Source organism: Arthrobacter sp. P4_H3 (assembly GCF_056400885.1).
The window spans coordinates 161,141-173,869 of sequence record NZ_JBFUKK010000005.1 but is presented as its reverse complement, the minus strand read 5'-3'; the positions used below and the strand labels follow the sequence as shown (position 1 = coordinate 173,869).

At 66.4% G+C, this 12,729-nt stretch carries 13 protein-coding genes; 6 read left to right on the top strand and 7 right to left on the bottom strand.

Annotation, left to right across the window (positions count from 1 at the left end; genetic code table 11):
* Positions 1-39: 39 nt before the first annotated feature.
* Together AC1DRE_RS08940 and AC1DRE_RS08935 are read right to left on the bottom strand one after the other, a co-directional pair.
* Positions 40-759 carry a pentapeptide repeat-containing protein gene (locus tag AC1DRE_RS08940; RefSeq protein WP_476984285.1) on the bottom strand — a complete coding sequence of 240 codons (720 nt, stop codon included), beginning with the start codon at positions 757-759 and terminating at the stop codon, positions 40-42.
* On the bottom strand, positions 759-1,232 hold the full coding sequence (locus AC1DRE_RS08935) for an SRPBCC family protein (protein ID WP_476984284.1): 474 nt from the start codon (positions 1,230-1,232) through the stop codon (positions 759-761). The genes AC1DRE_RS08940 and AC1DRE_RS08935 overlap by 1 nt, the downstream gene beginning before the upstream one ends.
* Before the next feature lie 162 nt (positions 1,233-1,394).
* On the opposite strand from AC1DRE_RS08935, the gene AC1DRE_RS08930 reads away from it, so the two are divergent.
* On the top strand, positions 1,395-1,571 hold the full coding sequence (locus tag AC1DRE_RS08930; protein WP_427172338.1) for a CsbD family protein: 177 nt from the start codon (positions 1,395-1,397) through the stop codon (positions 1,569-1,571).
* A 125-nt stretch (positions 1,572-1,696) separates the two neighbouring features.
* A complete protein-coding gene (locus tag AC1DRE_RS08925; protein ID WP_476984283.1) occupies positions 1,697-2,443 on the top strand; it encodes a dienelactone hydrolase family protein in 747 nt (248 codons plus the stop codon).
* Positions 2,444-2,614: 171 nt separating this feature from the next.
* Here AC1DRE_RS08925 and AC1DRE_RS08920 read toward each other — a convergent pair whose 3' ends face one another.
* The 5 genes from AC1DRE_RS08920 to AC1DRE_RS08900 form a co-directional block, all read right to left on the bottom strand.
* Positions 2,615-4,075, bottom strand: coding sequence for an amino acid permease (locus tag AC1DRE_RS08920; protein WP_476984282.1), 1,461 nt, complete (start codon positions 4,073-4,075; stop codon positions 2,615-2,617).
* A gap of 207 nt (positions 4,076-4,282) precedes the next feature.
* The gene (locus AC1DRE_RS08915) at positions 4,283-4,600 is read right to left on the bottom strand and encodes a Rieske (2Fe-2S) protein (protein ID WP_476984281.1); all 318 of its coding nucleotides are present in this window, start codon (positions 4,598-4,600) and stop codon (positions 4,283-4,285) included.
* The gene (gene nirB, locus AC1DRE_RS08910; protein ID WP_476984280.1) at positions 4,597-7,137 is read right to left on the bottom strand and encodes a nitrite reductase large subunit NirB; all 2,541 of its coding nucleotides are present in this window, start codon (positions 7,135-7,137) and stop codon (positions 4,597-4,599) included. The genes AC1DRE_RS08915 and nirB overlap by 4 nt, the downstream gene beginning before the upstream one ends.
* Complete coding sequence (locus tag AC1DRE_RS08905) at positions 7,137-7,484, bottom strand: molybdopterin oxidoreductase (RefSeq protein ID WP_104173299.1); 348 nt, start codon at positions 7,482-7,484, stop codon at positions 7,137-7,139. The genes nirB and AC1DRE_RS08905 overlap by 1 nt, the downstream gene beginning before the upstream one ends.
* A gap of 220 nt (positions 7,485-7,704) precedes the next feature.
* The gene (locus tag AC1DRE_RS08900; RefSeq protein ID WP_476984279.1) at positions 7,705-9,369 is read right to left on the bottom strand and encodes an ABC-F family ATP-binding cassette domain-containing protein; all 1,665 of its coding nucleotides are present in this window, start codon (positions 9,367-9,369) and stop codon (positions 7,705-7,707) included.
* Between the two features lie 203 nt (positions 9,370-9,572).
* Here AC1DRE_RS08900 and AC1DRE_RS08895 point away from each other — a divergent pair, with 203 nt between their 5' ends.
* The 4 genes from AC1DRE_RS08895 to AC1DRE_RS08880 are packed head-to-tail and all read left to right on the top strand — an operon-like array spanning position 9,573 to position 12,715.
* Entirely contained in the window at positions 9,573-10,088 is a 516-nt protein-coding gene (locus tag AC1DRE_RS08895; RefSeq protein ID WP_476984278.1) for a histidine kinase, read from the top strand.
* Positions 10,088-10,951 carry a DUF4097 family beta strand repeat-containing protein gene (locus AC1DRE_RS08890; RefSeq protein WP_476984277.1) on the top strand — a complete coding sequence of 288 codons (864 nt, stop codon included), beginning with the start codon at positions 10,088-10,090 and terminating at the stop codon, positions 10,949-10,951. Before AC1DRE_RS08895 ends, AC1DRE_RS08890 begins: the two co-directional genes overlap by 1 nt.
* Positions 10,952-10,985: 34 nt before the next feature.
* Positions 10,986-11,930 (top strand): ATP-binding cassette domain-containing protein, encoded by a 945-nt coding sequence (locus AC1DRE_RS08885; RefSeq protein WP_476984276.1) that lies wholly within the window; start codon positions 10,986-10,988, stop codon positions 11,928-11,930.
* Positions 11,927-12,715, top strand: a complete 789-nt coding sequence (locus tag AC1DRE_RS08880) for an ABC transporter permease (protein ID WP_104173304.1) — start codon at positions 11,927-11,929, stop codon at positions 12,713-12,715. The genes AC1DRE_RS08885 and AC1DRE_RS08880 overlap by 4 nt, the downstream gene beginning before the upstream one ends.
* Positions 12,716-12,729: the final 14 nt, after the last annotated feature.

The following is a 12,729-nucleotide window of genomic DNA, read 5'->3' as shown; positions in this document are numbered from 1 at the left end:
TACACGGCGGCCGCAAGGGGTCAACCGGGCTCCCGGCGCCTAGAGGACAGTTATGCCGAGATGGGCTGCCAGCAGCGGGGCCAGCAGGCTCAGCTGGTAGTCGTCGATCACCACGCCGGACAGGCTTTCGAGCCCGCTGATGGTGCGGAAGTCGGTGCCGCGGAGGTCGAAGTCCTTGAACTTGGCGCCGGCCAGGTCGAGGGTGCCGATGGTGCAGTTCTTCAGCGCCACCCGCGTCCCCGTCACCGAGCCGAGGTCCAGCTCGTTGATGATGCAGTCGCTGATCTGCACGTCGGTCAGCCGCGATCCGCGCAGGTTGACGTAGTCCAGCTTCCCGCCGTCGATCCGCACCGACGTCCAGCCACTCTCGTACAGCTCCGCCGATCCCCACCTCGGATTGCTGATCTCGACATCCCGCAGCGTGGCCCGCGCCGCCGTAAACACCGGGGCGTAGACCTCCGCCAGGATGCAGTCCCGGAACGTGGCACCGCGCAGCTGGGTTTCGTTGAAGGAGACCCCTCCGAATTCACACTCGGCGAAGTCCGTGCCGGTCAACTCCAGGCCGTCGGCATCAGCGCGGCTGAACCTCAGGCCGTCGTATCGTTCTCCACGCTGGAAATCCGGCGACGGCTCATCGCGGAGTTCCTCGAGCCGGACCGGAGAGAGCCGGGGTGCCGTCACCCTTGCTGCCTTGCCTGCCGCAGCCTTGCCTGCTGCCTTGCCTGACGGCGCCCTGCCCGTGGCGGGCCTGCCCGCCATCAGAGGGACTCGGCCTTCGCAGCAATCTCGGCCAGGTCCCTGGCCAGCGCCTTCCTGGTCATGCTCATGCCGATCTTGCCAAAGAGGGCCATGGCGATCCTGCTCAGCAGGGTGGGCTTGACCACCTCGGCGCCGAAGGTCAGCGAGAGGTCCGTCCCGCCGTCGCGCCCGGCAAGCGTGAACCGCGTGGTGTAGTCCGCGCCGCCCTGGAGCGCTTTGACCGTGGTGCTGCCGCCCCGGGTCGGCGACGGCGGTTCGGCCTGGGATACCCACATTTCCACGGTTTCGGCGCGGCCCATCATGGTGCGGGTTTCCTTCCACCGGGTGCCTTCGCCGTATCCGCCCTCGCTAAGCATCTGGATGGAATCTATTCCGGACAGGGTGGCCGCCGAGCCCGGAATGTCCGAGATCACAGCCCAGACCTTGTCCGGACTGGCTTTGACGTGCTGGGTGAGGGTGGTCTTGTGGTCCATGCAATCGAGCCTAGCCGGGAGCACCGACAACCGTCACGGACGGCGCCGGGCACCCTTGAAATTCCCTTGGAACCCCGCAAAGTGCCCTTGAATTAGTAAGCATGCTTTGTGTTATTGTATTGATGCTTAGTTTTTTACCGGCAACGAGAGGTGGAATACACCATGGGAATCGGCGACAAAATTCAGAACGAAGCAGAGCACCTCGGCGGCAAGGCCAAGGAAGCGGCCGGCAACGCCACGGACAATGACCGCCTGCGTGCAGAGGGTCAGAAGGACCAGGTTGTTGCCGACGCCAAGAAAGTTGGCGAAAACGTGAAGGACGAGTTCAAAAAAGACTAGAGCAACCTAGGCAGCGGCCACGGCAGCTGCCTGGAAACGACGGCGGGCATTCCTTTGGGGGATGCCCGCCGTCTTTTTTGTGAGATTCTCTGGTGACAGCAAACGCCCTACGGAAGGTCCGCACGATGCCGATCATCGACCTCAGCGGGGCCGGCACTGCCCCGAAGAACGCAGGGAACCTGCGCGGCTACCTCGCCGAACCTGCGGGGACGGGTCCGTTTCCCGCCGTCCTGATGATTCACGAGGCGTTCGGCCTCAACGACATTGCCCGGCGCCAGGCGGACCGGCTGGCAGCGGCCGGCTACCTCACCCTGGCCGTGGACCTCTTCAGCGACGGCGGCCCCCGCCGCTGCCTGGTGTCCACCATGAAGTCGATGCTGTCCGGCTCCGGCAAGGCATTCACGGACCTGGCCACCGCGCAGGCCTGGCTGCAGGGCTCGGGGCGCACCAACGGCAAGATCGGCGTGATCGGCTTTTGCATGGGCGGCGGCTTCGCCCTGCTGGTCGCCAGGAACGGATTCGATGCCGCGGCCGTCAATTACGGCAGGCTCCCCAGGCACCCGGAAGAAGCCCTGCTGGGCGCGTGCCCGGTGGTGGGCAACTTCGGCAAGAAGGACCGCACTTTGCCCGGCGCTGCGGCCAAACTCGAAGCCACGCTGGAATCACTGGGCATCGAGCATGACGTCAAGGAATTCGAAAACGCCGGCCACGCTTTTATGAACGACGCCGAGGAAGGGCCCCGGCCGCTGCGGCCCCTGTTCCGGGTGATGGGCATCAAGCCGGACCCCGAAGCGGCCCCGGAAGCCTGGCAAAGGATCGAGGACCACTTCGCCCGGCACCTGAAGGACGAGGCACCTGAAGGGAAGGACTGACCCCGGGCGCGAACGGACACTTGAGGCCCTACCGCCGGGCCCCAAGTGTCCGTTCGCGCTCATCCCGGGGGCCTCAAGTGTCCGTTCGCGCTCATCCCGGGGGAACGACGACGGCGGCGGCCACCTCGGAAGGTGACCGCCGCCGTCGTCGTACTACTTGGGTGGAAAGCTTTAGCTGAAGAGTTCGCTCTTCGGTTCGTTGTTCCTGACCTTCTGCCAGCCGAGCCACAGCACCAGGGCGAAGAACGGGATGGTGGCGAGGGTCCAGAGGCCCAGGTGGAAGACCTCGCCGGTCTTGCTGGTCATGGTGTCGAAGCCGATTAGCACCGTGATGAGCAGCAGGGCGACCAGGCCGGCCCAGCTGCTCCAGGTTCCGCCGGGCGCGGGCAGGGAGGAGACCTTGCCCTTCTTCTTGCGCAGCGCGATCTGGCTGGCGAAGATGGCGCCCCACGTGAAGATCACGCCGATCGACGCGGAGTTGAGGGCGAGGTCGAAGGCGTGCGAGCCGCCAAGCCAGATGTTGAGCAGGATGCCGACCAGGTAGACGGCGCCGATGGCCAGGATGGCGGCGTACGGCACGTGGCTCTTGGACATCCGCGTCAGCCACTCCGGAGCGTGTCCGTTGTTGGCCATGGTGCGGAAGATCCGGCCGATCGAGTACAGGCCCGAGTTGCAGGACGACAGCGCGGCGGTGATGACGATCATGTTCATGACGTCACCCATCCAGCCGAGGCCCATCTGGCCGAACACGGTGACGAACGGCGAGGTGCCGGCCACGTACTGGTCCGACGGAAGCAGCATGGCCAGGAGGGTCACGGAACCGACGTAGAACACCACGATGCGGAATACGACGGCGCGGATTGCCTTGGGCACTTCCTTGGCCGGGTCCTGCATTTCGCCGGCCGTGATGCCGACGAGCTCAATGCCGTTGTAGGCGAAGATCACGGCGTTCAGGACCAGGATCATGACCAGCGCACCCTTGGGGAACATCCCGCCTTCCGCTGCGAAGAGGTTGCTGACCGAGGCGTGTCCGTCGCCCACCTGGGCGTTGGTGACCACCATGAAGGTGCCGACGGCCAGGAAGATCAGGATGGCGCCCACCTTGAGGCAGGAGGCCCAGAACTCGAATTCGCCGAACGCCTTGACGCTCAGGAGGTTGACGCCCACGAGCAGCAACAGCGCTGCGATGGCGGACAGTTCAACAGGCACGTTGGGGAAGAAGAACTGGAAGTACAGTCCGATCGCGATGAGCTCGGCGATGCCGGTCATGGCCCAGTTGATGAAGTACATCCAGCCGGACAGGTACGCGCCCTTCTTGCCGAACATTTCGCCGGCATAACTGACGAATGAGCCCGAGGTCTGGCGGTACATGATGAGCTCGCCCAGGGCGCGCATCAGCAGGTAGGCGATGACGCCGGCAATGGCATAGGAGAAGATCAGCGCGGGGCCCGTGGAGGCCAGGCGTCCGCCGGCACCCATGAAGAGGCCGACGCCGATGGCGCCGCCCATGGCGATCATGGTGACCTGTCGGCCGCTCAGGGACTTCTTGTAGCCCTCGGCGCTGAGGGTGGAGTCGACGACGGCGGATTGCGCCGTCGGGCTCACGAGTTCTGTGGGGGTACTTTGTGGCACAACTGTTCCTTGTGGGTCGGGGGATGGCCGGCTCACGAACGCAGAGTTTTTGTCCAGATAATTCGGGTTTATCCCCCATTTGGGGCAATTATCTGGACAAAAACTCGCAAGGCGTCGAAGGTCGCGCGGCCTCCCCAGTTTACAAGGCCCGCGGAACCGTCAGTGACGCAGACAACAGTAGGAACGGAATATGCCGAACTAATTTAGCTATCTTGCGGAGGTTCGCAGAATAATATTCTGATGGTTGTCGATTTGGACGTCGTAGCTGGTCAAAGGTTCGGCGCCGGTAGCGGAGCAGCCGGTGTCCAGCCTGAAGGCGTTCTGATGCAGCGGGCACAGGACCAGGTCCTGGTCGATGGTGCCGTCCGCGATCGGGCCGCCCTTGTGCGGGCAGACTGCGGACAGCGCCCGCAGGCTGCCGTCACGGAGCCGGAACACCGCCACCTGCTCGCCGGCCACGCCGAACGCCCGGCCCTCCCCGAACGGTATCTGCTCCACGGAACCGAGGTTGTGACCGGCGTTCATCGAACCGGCACCTGGGGAAGCACCGTGAGCGGCAGCGACGTGCGGAACTGCCCGGGCGTGAGCGGGTCGTCGCGCTCGGTCCACGGATCCACATAGCTGTCCACGGAGGCCTGCATGGCCGCGTCCAGGCTGGCAGCGATGCCCTCGGCGTCGTCCACCACTACGGCGCGGATGTGGTCGATTCCCATCCGCGGCACAAACGCGTAGGTCCGCTCCAGCCAGTTGGCGTTCTCCCGGTAGTACTGCATGAACCGGCCGGTCAGCACCTTCACTTCCTCGGGGTCGTCGACGGTGGCCAGCAGGTCACCCTTGCGGATGTGGGCGCCCGCCGCTCCCCCGACGTAGAGTTCCCAGCGGCCGCCCTCCACGGCCACTACGCCCACGTCCTTGACCAGTGACTCGGCGCAGTTGCGCGGACAGCCCGAGACGGCCAGCTTCAGTTTGGCCGGCGCCTCGATGCCCTGGAACCGTGACTCGATCTCGATCCCCAGCTTGGTGGAATCGCCGGTGCCGTACCGGCAAAAGTCCTTGCCCACGCAGGTTTTGACCGTGCGGAAGCTCTTCCCGTACGCATAGCCGGACGGCATGTCCAGGTCGGCCCAGACCTGCGGCAGGTCCTCCTTGGGCACGCCCAGCAGGTCGATGCGCTGGCCGCCGGTCAGCTTGATCAGGGGGATGTTGTGCTTTTCGGCGACGTCGGCAATCCGGCGCAGCTGCTGCACGGACGTCACGCCGCCCTTCATCTGCGGAACCACGGAGAAGGTGCCGTCCCGCTGGATGTTGGCGTGCACGCGGTCGTTGATGAACCGGGCGTCCCGCTCGTCGATGTACTGGTCCGCGAGCATCATCTTCATCAGGGACGCGAGGCCCATCTTGGATTTCGCGTCCTCAACACTGCCGGGTGCGAGCGCGGCGAACACCGAGGATACCGAGCGCAGGCCCTGTTTGCGGATGGCTGCCATCAGTGACGCCTTGTCCAGCGGAATGCCCGGCACGTAGTAGCTGGCGGCGGGGTCCTCCTCCACCGCGCCGCCGGCGGCCCATTCCACCACCTGCTTCACCAGCAGCTTGCAGGAACCGCAGCCCTTGCCGGCCCGGGTGGCGTCCATGGCTCCGGCCACGGTGTTGCACCCGCCTTTGACCGTATCCACGAGGGACCTTTTGCTGACGCCGTTGCAGTTGCAGACCTGGGCGTCGTCGTCGAGCTCGGCCACGCCCTGTTCCTCTGCAGGGCCGCCCAGGTCGAACATCAGCGAGATCCGCTCCTCGGGCAGGGGCAGCCCCTTGTCGAAGGCCTGGGTCAGGTACGCCACCTTCCGGCTGTCGCCGAGCAGGGTGGCGCCCACCATCTTGTTGTCCCGGATGACGATGGACTTGAACACTCCGCGGCTGGGCTCGGAGAACACGATGTGTTCGTCCGTCTCCCGTTCCGGGCCCTGCAGGCCCATCGACGCGACCTCGACGCCGGCAACCTTGAGTTTGGTGGCGATCCGGGAGCCGAGGTAGGCCGCGGTGGAGTCCGCGCCGGTGACGTGGTTGGCGAGCACCACGGCCTGCTCCCACAGCGGCGCCACCAGCCCGTAGACCTCGCCGCGGTGCTGGACGCATTCGCCCACGGCATAGATGTCGTCCTCGTCCACCACGCGCAACTGGTCATCCACCACGATGGCGCGTTCCACGTGCAGCCCGCTGAGTACGGCGATGTCCACGTTGGGGCGGATCCCGGCGGCCACCACCACCATGTCGCAGCCGATGTCCGGCCGGTCCCGGAGCCGGACGCCGGTGACCTTGTCCGTGCCCAGGACGGCGGTGGTGCGGCTCCCGGTGTGCACCCGGATGCCCAGGGCTTCCACGCTCCGGCGGAGGATGGCGCCGCCGTCGGGTCCCATCTGGGCGTTCATGAGGTGCCCGCCGGAGTGCACCACGTCGACGTCGACGCCGTGGCTCTGGAGCCCGCGCGCCGCTTCCAGTCCCAACAGGCCGCCCCCGATGACTACGGCCCGGTGGTGATGGTCGTGGCGCGCGTGCTGAACCATGTTGCGGGTGTCGTCGATGGTGCGGAACGTGAAGACCCCGGGCTTGATCGAACCGCTGGGCGTGTACAGGCCGTCCATCGGCGGCATGAAGGACTGGCTGCCCGTGGCGATGATCAGGACATCGTAGGGAACAACGTGGCCGTTGTTGGCGAAGACGTATTTGGTGAACCGGTCGATCCGTTCCACCCGGACGCCCGCGTGCAGGGTGATGTTGTTGTCCCGGTACCAGTGCAGGGAGTTCAGGAAGATGTCCGCATCGCTTTCCTCGCCGGAGAGGACGTGGCTGAGCATGATCCGGTTGTAGTTACCGTAGGGCTCATCGCCGAACATGGTGATGGTGAACTGCTCGGCGCCGCCGCGGGCCAGGATCTCCTCGACCGCACGGGCGCCGGCCATGCCGTTGCCGATCACCACCAGCCGGCGCCGGGCGGCCGGCTTGGCCTGCGGGACCTTGCCCTTCGGGAGGGGACCGCGCTGGCGATTGTCGAGGGTGGCCGTCATCAGTGTTCCACCATGCCCAGGTCGATGACCACGTACCCCGCAACGCCGTCGGCAGCCAGGAGGAACACCTCGATGACGGATCCGCCCTCGATGTCCTCCACCACCCGGAGCGGCACATGGACGTCGCTCTTGGCGCCGATGGGGAAATACCGCATGGGCACGCCGTCGCGCATCAGGACCACGGTGACCAGTTCGGAACTGGAGTTGCCGCCCCGGAAGTAGAGGGTCTGGTTGATGATTCCGTCCGGAACGAAGTGTGCGAGCTCCCGGTGGATGGGGACGGGCTTCTCGAGTCCCGCTCCCTCGAACGGGAAGACGCCCTGCAGGAAAAGGTTCTTGGTGATCACGGGACAGATCCTTTCGGCCGGCTGAGTACGTTCCGGCGGCGGACCGCAGGGACGCTACTTGAGCGTGGGAATCACTGACTCCCTTCCATCCTGCTCCGCGGTTGTTTCGGCCCTGCAGGCAGGGCGTAACGATCCCTTAACGCAAATCTCACCGTTTTTCGAAGCTGCTTCCCGAGCCGCTTCCAAAGCGGCTCCCCACGCCGCTGACAGGTGCCCGAAACTAGGCCAGCGCGCCTTCCGCCATCCCGTAGCGGAGCCAGCCTGCGCCGCCGGTGCTCCCGGCGCCGGCCCGTGCGGCGCATTTACTGAACCACTCGCCCAAGGCGCGGTCGTGGCTGACCATGATCAGCGTTCCGCCGAATTCCGAAAGGGCCGCTTCCAGCTGCTCCACCAGCACGGGTGCCAGGTGGTTGGTGGGTTCGTCCACGAGCATCGTCTGGAATCCGCCGAGCAGGAGCCGGGCAAGGGCCAGCCTGCGCTGCTGCCCGGCGGAAAGGCTTCCGACCGGAACATGGAATTCGGTGGTCCGGAAGAGGCCCAGCCGCAGCAGCGCCTCCGCATGCTCGTCGATGTTGCCGCCCAGGCCGGCGACGAAGGCCGGAAGAAGCCGCATCCCCGGACGGACCGGCGGTTCCAGCTCCTGCTGCAAATAGCCGATCCGGCCATGCCGCAGCACAGTGCCCGCCTCCGGTTCGAGGGTGCCGGCCAGCACGGACAGCAGCGTTGACTTCCCTGCCCCGTTGGGACCGGTGATCAGGATCTTCTGGCCTGCCTCCACCCGGAAATCGGTCGGTGCCAGGCGGCCGGGCACCTGCACACCGCGCGCTTCCAGCGCCGGTCCCGCCGCGCCGGCAGCGTCCTCGCCAGTCTCCCCCCGAAGGTCCACCGCCAGTTTCAGGGGAACCGGCGGCCGGTCAATGGGATTGGCTTCGAGCCGGCGCAGCCGCTCCTGGGCGTTGCGGACCTTGCTGGTGGCGGCCTGCTGCCAGGTGCCTGCCTTGAAGTCGAAGCCCATTTTGTCGCCGTCGCGGCGGCGGGCGTAGCCCATTTTCCCGGCCACAGTATCCGCCTGCAGGCGCTCGGCAGCCATCGCGTCCAGCCAGCCGCGGTACTGCTGCACCCAGCGTTCGCGCTCGGCGGCCTTCTCCCGCAGGTACCCGTCGTAGCCGTTCCCGTAGCGGTTGACCGCGCACCGCTCGGCGTCCACTTCGATGACGGAAGCGGCCACCTTGCGCAACAGCGCGCGGTCGTGGGAAACCACGACGACGGTCCCCCGGTGGGCGGCCAGCCGAGCCTCGAGCCAGGCCGTGCCGCTGGCGTCCAAATGATTCGTGGGCTCGTCCAGCAGGAGGACGTCCGCAGGATCAGCCAGCACGCAGGCCAGGGCCACGCGGTGCTGCTCCCCGCCCGAGAGCGAACCCAGCGCCCGCTGCCGGTCCAGCCCGCCGAGGCCCAGGCGGTCCAGGGCCGCTTCCACCCGGGACTCGGCGGCATAACCTTCCCGGAGCTGGTACTGGGTCTGCAGGTCACCGTAGCGTTCCAGCTGTTCCTCGTCAGCATCGGCCAGGCCGGATTCCAGGCGGTCCAGCTCGGCCTCGATGGCGCGGAGCGACTCGAGCGCGTGGTCGATGGCGTTGCCCACGGTGAACGACGCCGGCAGGCCGGTGGTCTGTGCCAGGTAGCCGACGCGGCCGTGGTTCGCGGCCGTACCCTCGTCCGGGGATTCAAGCCCGGCAAGGATCCGCAGCAGCGTCGATTTGCCGGCGCCGTTTTCGCCGACGACGGCCACGTGTTCACCGGCACCGATGGTGAGATCGACGGCAGTGAAGAGCCGGCGGTCCCCATAGCCATGGGTGACGCCGGTCAGGGAAAGATGTTCAGTCAAGAGGAGTCCTCGCAGGTCCGCAGTGAATGGCGACAGCGCCGAAATGTGTACTGGGAATGCAGCCGGAAAGAAGGGCCGCGCTTAGGACTTCATCGCTCCAGACTGCCCGGCGGAGGCGGACGAGTCAAGCCGCGACACCATGGTGACACCAATAATCACCAAAAAGTATTGACGCGACACCATAGTGGCGTCATAGTGGTGTCATGCAACTCAACCAGTACGTAACCTCCGTCCAGCACCAGCTGGACGTGGCCGCCGAAGCCGGCGGCCCTGACGCCCGGGAACTGAGCGAACGCCTCACCGCTGCGCTCGAGTCCACCGTCCGGCTCGTCCTGCTCGAAGCCCTGTCCGACGCCGCCAGCGAGATCACCCTGGAGCTGGCGCCGGCCTCGGTGGAGGTCAGGCTGCGGGGACGCGATCCCGAGTTCGTGGTCACCAATCCGCCCGCCGCCAGCGATTACGAGGCCGTCGTGGAGCGGTCCAGCCAGCGTGCGCGGCAGGTCACGGAAGAGCTCGACGGCGCCAGCACCTCCCGCACCACGCTCCGGCTGCCGGATCACCTCAAGCAGCAGGTTGAAGAGGCCGCCGGCCTTGAGGGCCTTTCCGTGAACTCCTGGCTGATCCGGGCCGTGGCCGATGCCCTCAACGGCAGCCAAACATCACACCGAACCGCACGTCGGGATCCCGGCGAGCAGACCTTCACAGGATGGGCACACTGATGGAAACCTTCGAGACACCCCAGCCAATCGCCGTCGTCGTGGACGTTTCGGTCCGCGCCGACATCTGGATCATCGCCGGCAACCGCACCGACACCGTGGTCAACGTCCAGCCCCGCACCGCAACCCGCACCTTGGACGTCAAGGTGGCCGAGCAGACCACCGTGGACTATTCGGACGGACGCCTGCAGGTCAGGCTGCGCCCGCAGCGCCGCCACACCTGGTTCAGCGACGGGGGCGCCGTGGACATCACCGTTGAAGTGCCCATCGGCTGCAGCCTGGAGCTGAAGTCCGGCATGGGCGACCTCCGCTGCGAGGGCGAGTTCAGCTCGGCCGAGCTGAAGACCGAAATGGGCCACGTCCGCCTGGACCACTGCACGGACCTCAAGGTCCACACGGGCATGGGCGATGTGACCGTGGAACGCGTCGCGGGCCGGGCAGAAATCAAGACAGGCTCGGGCAAGATCCGCATCCGGGAGATCGACGGAATTGCCACTGTCAAGAACGGCAACGGCGGCACGCACATCGTGGATGCCGCCGGCGAACTCCGCGTCAGTGCCGCCAACGGAGACGTCGCACTGGAACGGGCCGGGGCATCCACAACCATCAAGGCCTCCAACGGCGACATCACTGTCGGCGAGGTCTCGCGCGGAACCCTCACCCTTCAGACCGCCGCCGGCTCACTGGCCATCGGCGTCCGCGAAGGCAGCGCCGCGTGGCTGGACCTCAGCACCAAATACGGGCGCGTCCGCAACGGACTCGACGCCACCACCGGGCCCGGCGAGACGGACGCCAAAGTGGAGGTCCGTGCCCGCAGCGCGTACGGCGACATCACCGTGCGGCGCTCCCCTGTTCCGACCAGGTAACCCAACCAGGCACGAACCCAGTAAAGGAAGAGTCATGGCAAGCACCAACTCTTCGGCCATCACTGTGGCCGGGCTGCGCAAGGCATACGGCAGCAAACAGGTACTCGACGGCGTGGACCTCACCGTTCCGGCGGGAACCGTCTTTGCCCTCCTCGGCCCCAACGGCGCCGGCAAGACCACCATCGTCCACATTCTGTCCACCCTGATCTCCGCCGATGGCGGGGAGGTCGCCGTAGGAGGTTTCGACGTCGTACGCCAGGCCGATGAGGTGCGCGGCAAGATCGGCCTCACGGGGCAGTTCTCGGCCGTGGACAGCCTGCTCACGGGCGAGGAAAACCTGGCCCTGATGGGCAGGCTCCGGCACCTCCCGGCGGCTGAGGTCCGGCGCCGCACGGCAGGGCTTCTGGAAAAGTTCGACCTGGTCGAGGCGGCCACGCAGCCCCTTGCCACGTACTCGGGCGGCATGCGGCGGCGGCTCGACCTCGCCATGACCCTGATGGGCGATCCGGAGATCATCTTCCTGGATGAGCCCACAACGGGCCTGGATCCGCGGAGCCGCCGCACCATGTGGGAGATCATCCAGGGCCTCGTGGCCCGCGGCGTCACGATCTTCCTGACCACCCAGTACCTGGACGAAGCCGACCAGCTCGCGGACAGGATCGCGGTGCTGGACCAGGGCCGGATCGTGGCCGAGGGCACCCCTGCCGAGCTCAAGCGGCTGGTCCCCGGCGGGCACATCCGCCTCACCTTCGGCGACCTGGCCGCCTTGGAGCGGGCCGCCGTCGTGCTGGAACCGGACAACCGCGACGACGATTCCCTCACCCTGGAAGTTTCCGGCGACGACGGCGTCCGGTCCTTGAAGGACGTGCTGGACCGGCTGGAGCGCGCCTCCGTGGAGGTGGCCGACCTGTCCGTCCACACACCCAACCTGGATGACGTCTTCCTCGCCCTCACCAGCCAGAAGGAGAACGCACGATGAGCACCCTCAGTTATGCCGCGTCCGACGCGACCACCATGCTGCGCCGGAACCTCAAGCACGTGGTCCGTTACCCCTCGATCCCGCTGTTTGTCGCGGGGACCCCGATCATTTTCCTGCTGCTCTTTGTGTATGTGCTCGGCGGGACTTTGGGGTCGGGGCTGGGCGGCGGCAGGGATGACTACCTCGCGTACATCGTGCCGGGCGTCCTGATGCTCACCCTCACCGGGAGTGCGACGGGAACCGCCATCTCGGTGTCAACGGACATGACGGAAGGCATCGTTGCACGCTTCCGCACCATGGCGATCTCCCGGGGTGCCGTGCTCACGGGCCACGTCCTGGGCAGCCTCATCCAGACCATGGCCGCCATGCTGCTGGTGGCCGCCGTTGCCCTGCTGATCGGATTCCGGCCCACCGGGTCGCCGGCAGGCTGGCTCGGAGCCCTGGGCGTGCTGACACTGATCGGCTTCTCCGTGACGTGGTTGTCCGTGGCCATGGGCATCAACGCCAAGAGCGTGGAAACAGCCAGCAACCAGCCCATGATCCTGTTGCTGATGCCGTTCCTTGGCAGCGGGTTCGTGCCCACGGATTCCATGCCCGAGGTCCTGCGCTGGTTCGCCGACGTGCAGCCGTTCACGCCGTTCATCGAAGCCGTCCGCGGACTCCTGATGGGCACGCCCGTGGAGGCCGGCACCATGCTCGCGACGCTTGTCTGGTGCGCAGTCTTCAGCGTGGGCGGGTATGTGTGGGCGCTGTGGCTCTACAACCGCAAGTCCGTCCGGGCGTAGGCAGCAAAATGCAA

Coding starts and splice junctions, on each gene's coding strand:
- AC1DRE_RS08940 (WP_476984285.1), bottom strand. CDS start 759: ATGGCGGGCAGGCCCGCCACGGGCAGGGCGCCGTCAGGCAAGGCAGCA.
- AC1DRE_RS08935 (WP_476984284.1), bottom strand. CDS start 1,232: ATGGACCACAAGACCACCCTCACCCAGCACGTCAAAGCCAGTCCGGAC.
- AC1DRE_RS08930 (WP_427172338.1), top strand. CDS start 1,395: ATGGGAATCGGCGACAAAATTCAGAACGAAGCAGAGCACCTCGGCGGC.
- AC1DRE_RS08925 (WP_476984283.1), top strand. CDS start 1,697: ATGCCGATCATCGACCTCAGCGGGGCCGGCACTGCCCCGAAGAACGCA.
- AC1DRE_RS08915 (WP_476984281.1), bottom strand. CDS start 4,600: ATGAACGCCGGTCACAACCTCGGTTCCGTGGAGCAGATACCGTTCGGG.
- nirB (WP_476984280.1), bottom strand. CDS start 7,137: ATGACGGCCACCCTCGACAATCGCCAGCGCGGTCCCCTCCCGAAGGGC.
- AC1DRE_RS08895 (WP_476984278.1), top strand. CDS start 9,573: ATGCAACTCAACCAGTACGTAACCTCCGTCCAGCACCAGCTGGACGTG.
- AC1DRE_RS08890 (WP_476984277.1), top strand. CDS start 10,088: ATGGAAACCTTCGAGACACCCCAGCCAATCGCCGTCGTCGTGGACGTT.
- AC1DRE_RS08885 (WP_476984276.1), top strand. CDS start 10,986: ATGGCAAGCACCAACTCTTCGGCCATCACTGTGGCCGGGCTGCGCAAG.
- AC1DRE_RS08880 (WP_104173304.1), top strand. CDS start 11,927: ATGAGCACCCTCAGTTATGCCGCGTCCGACGCGACCACCATGCTGCGC.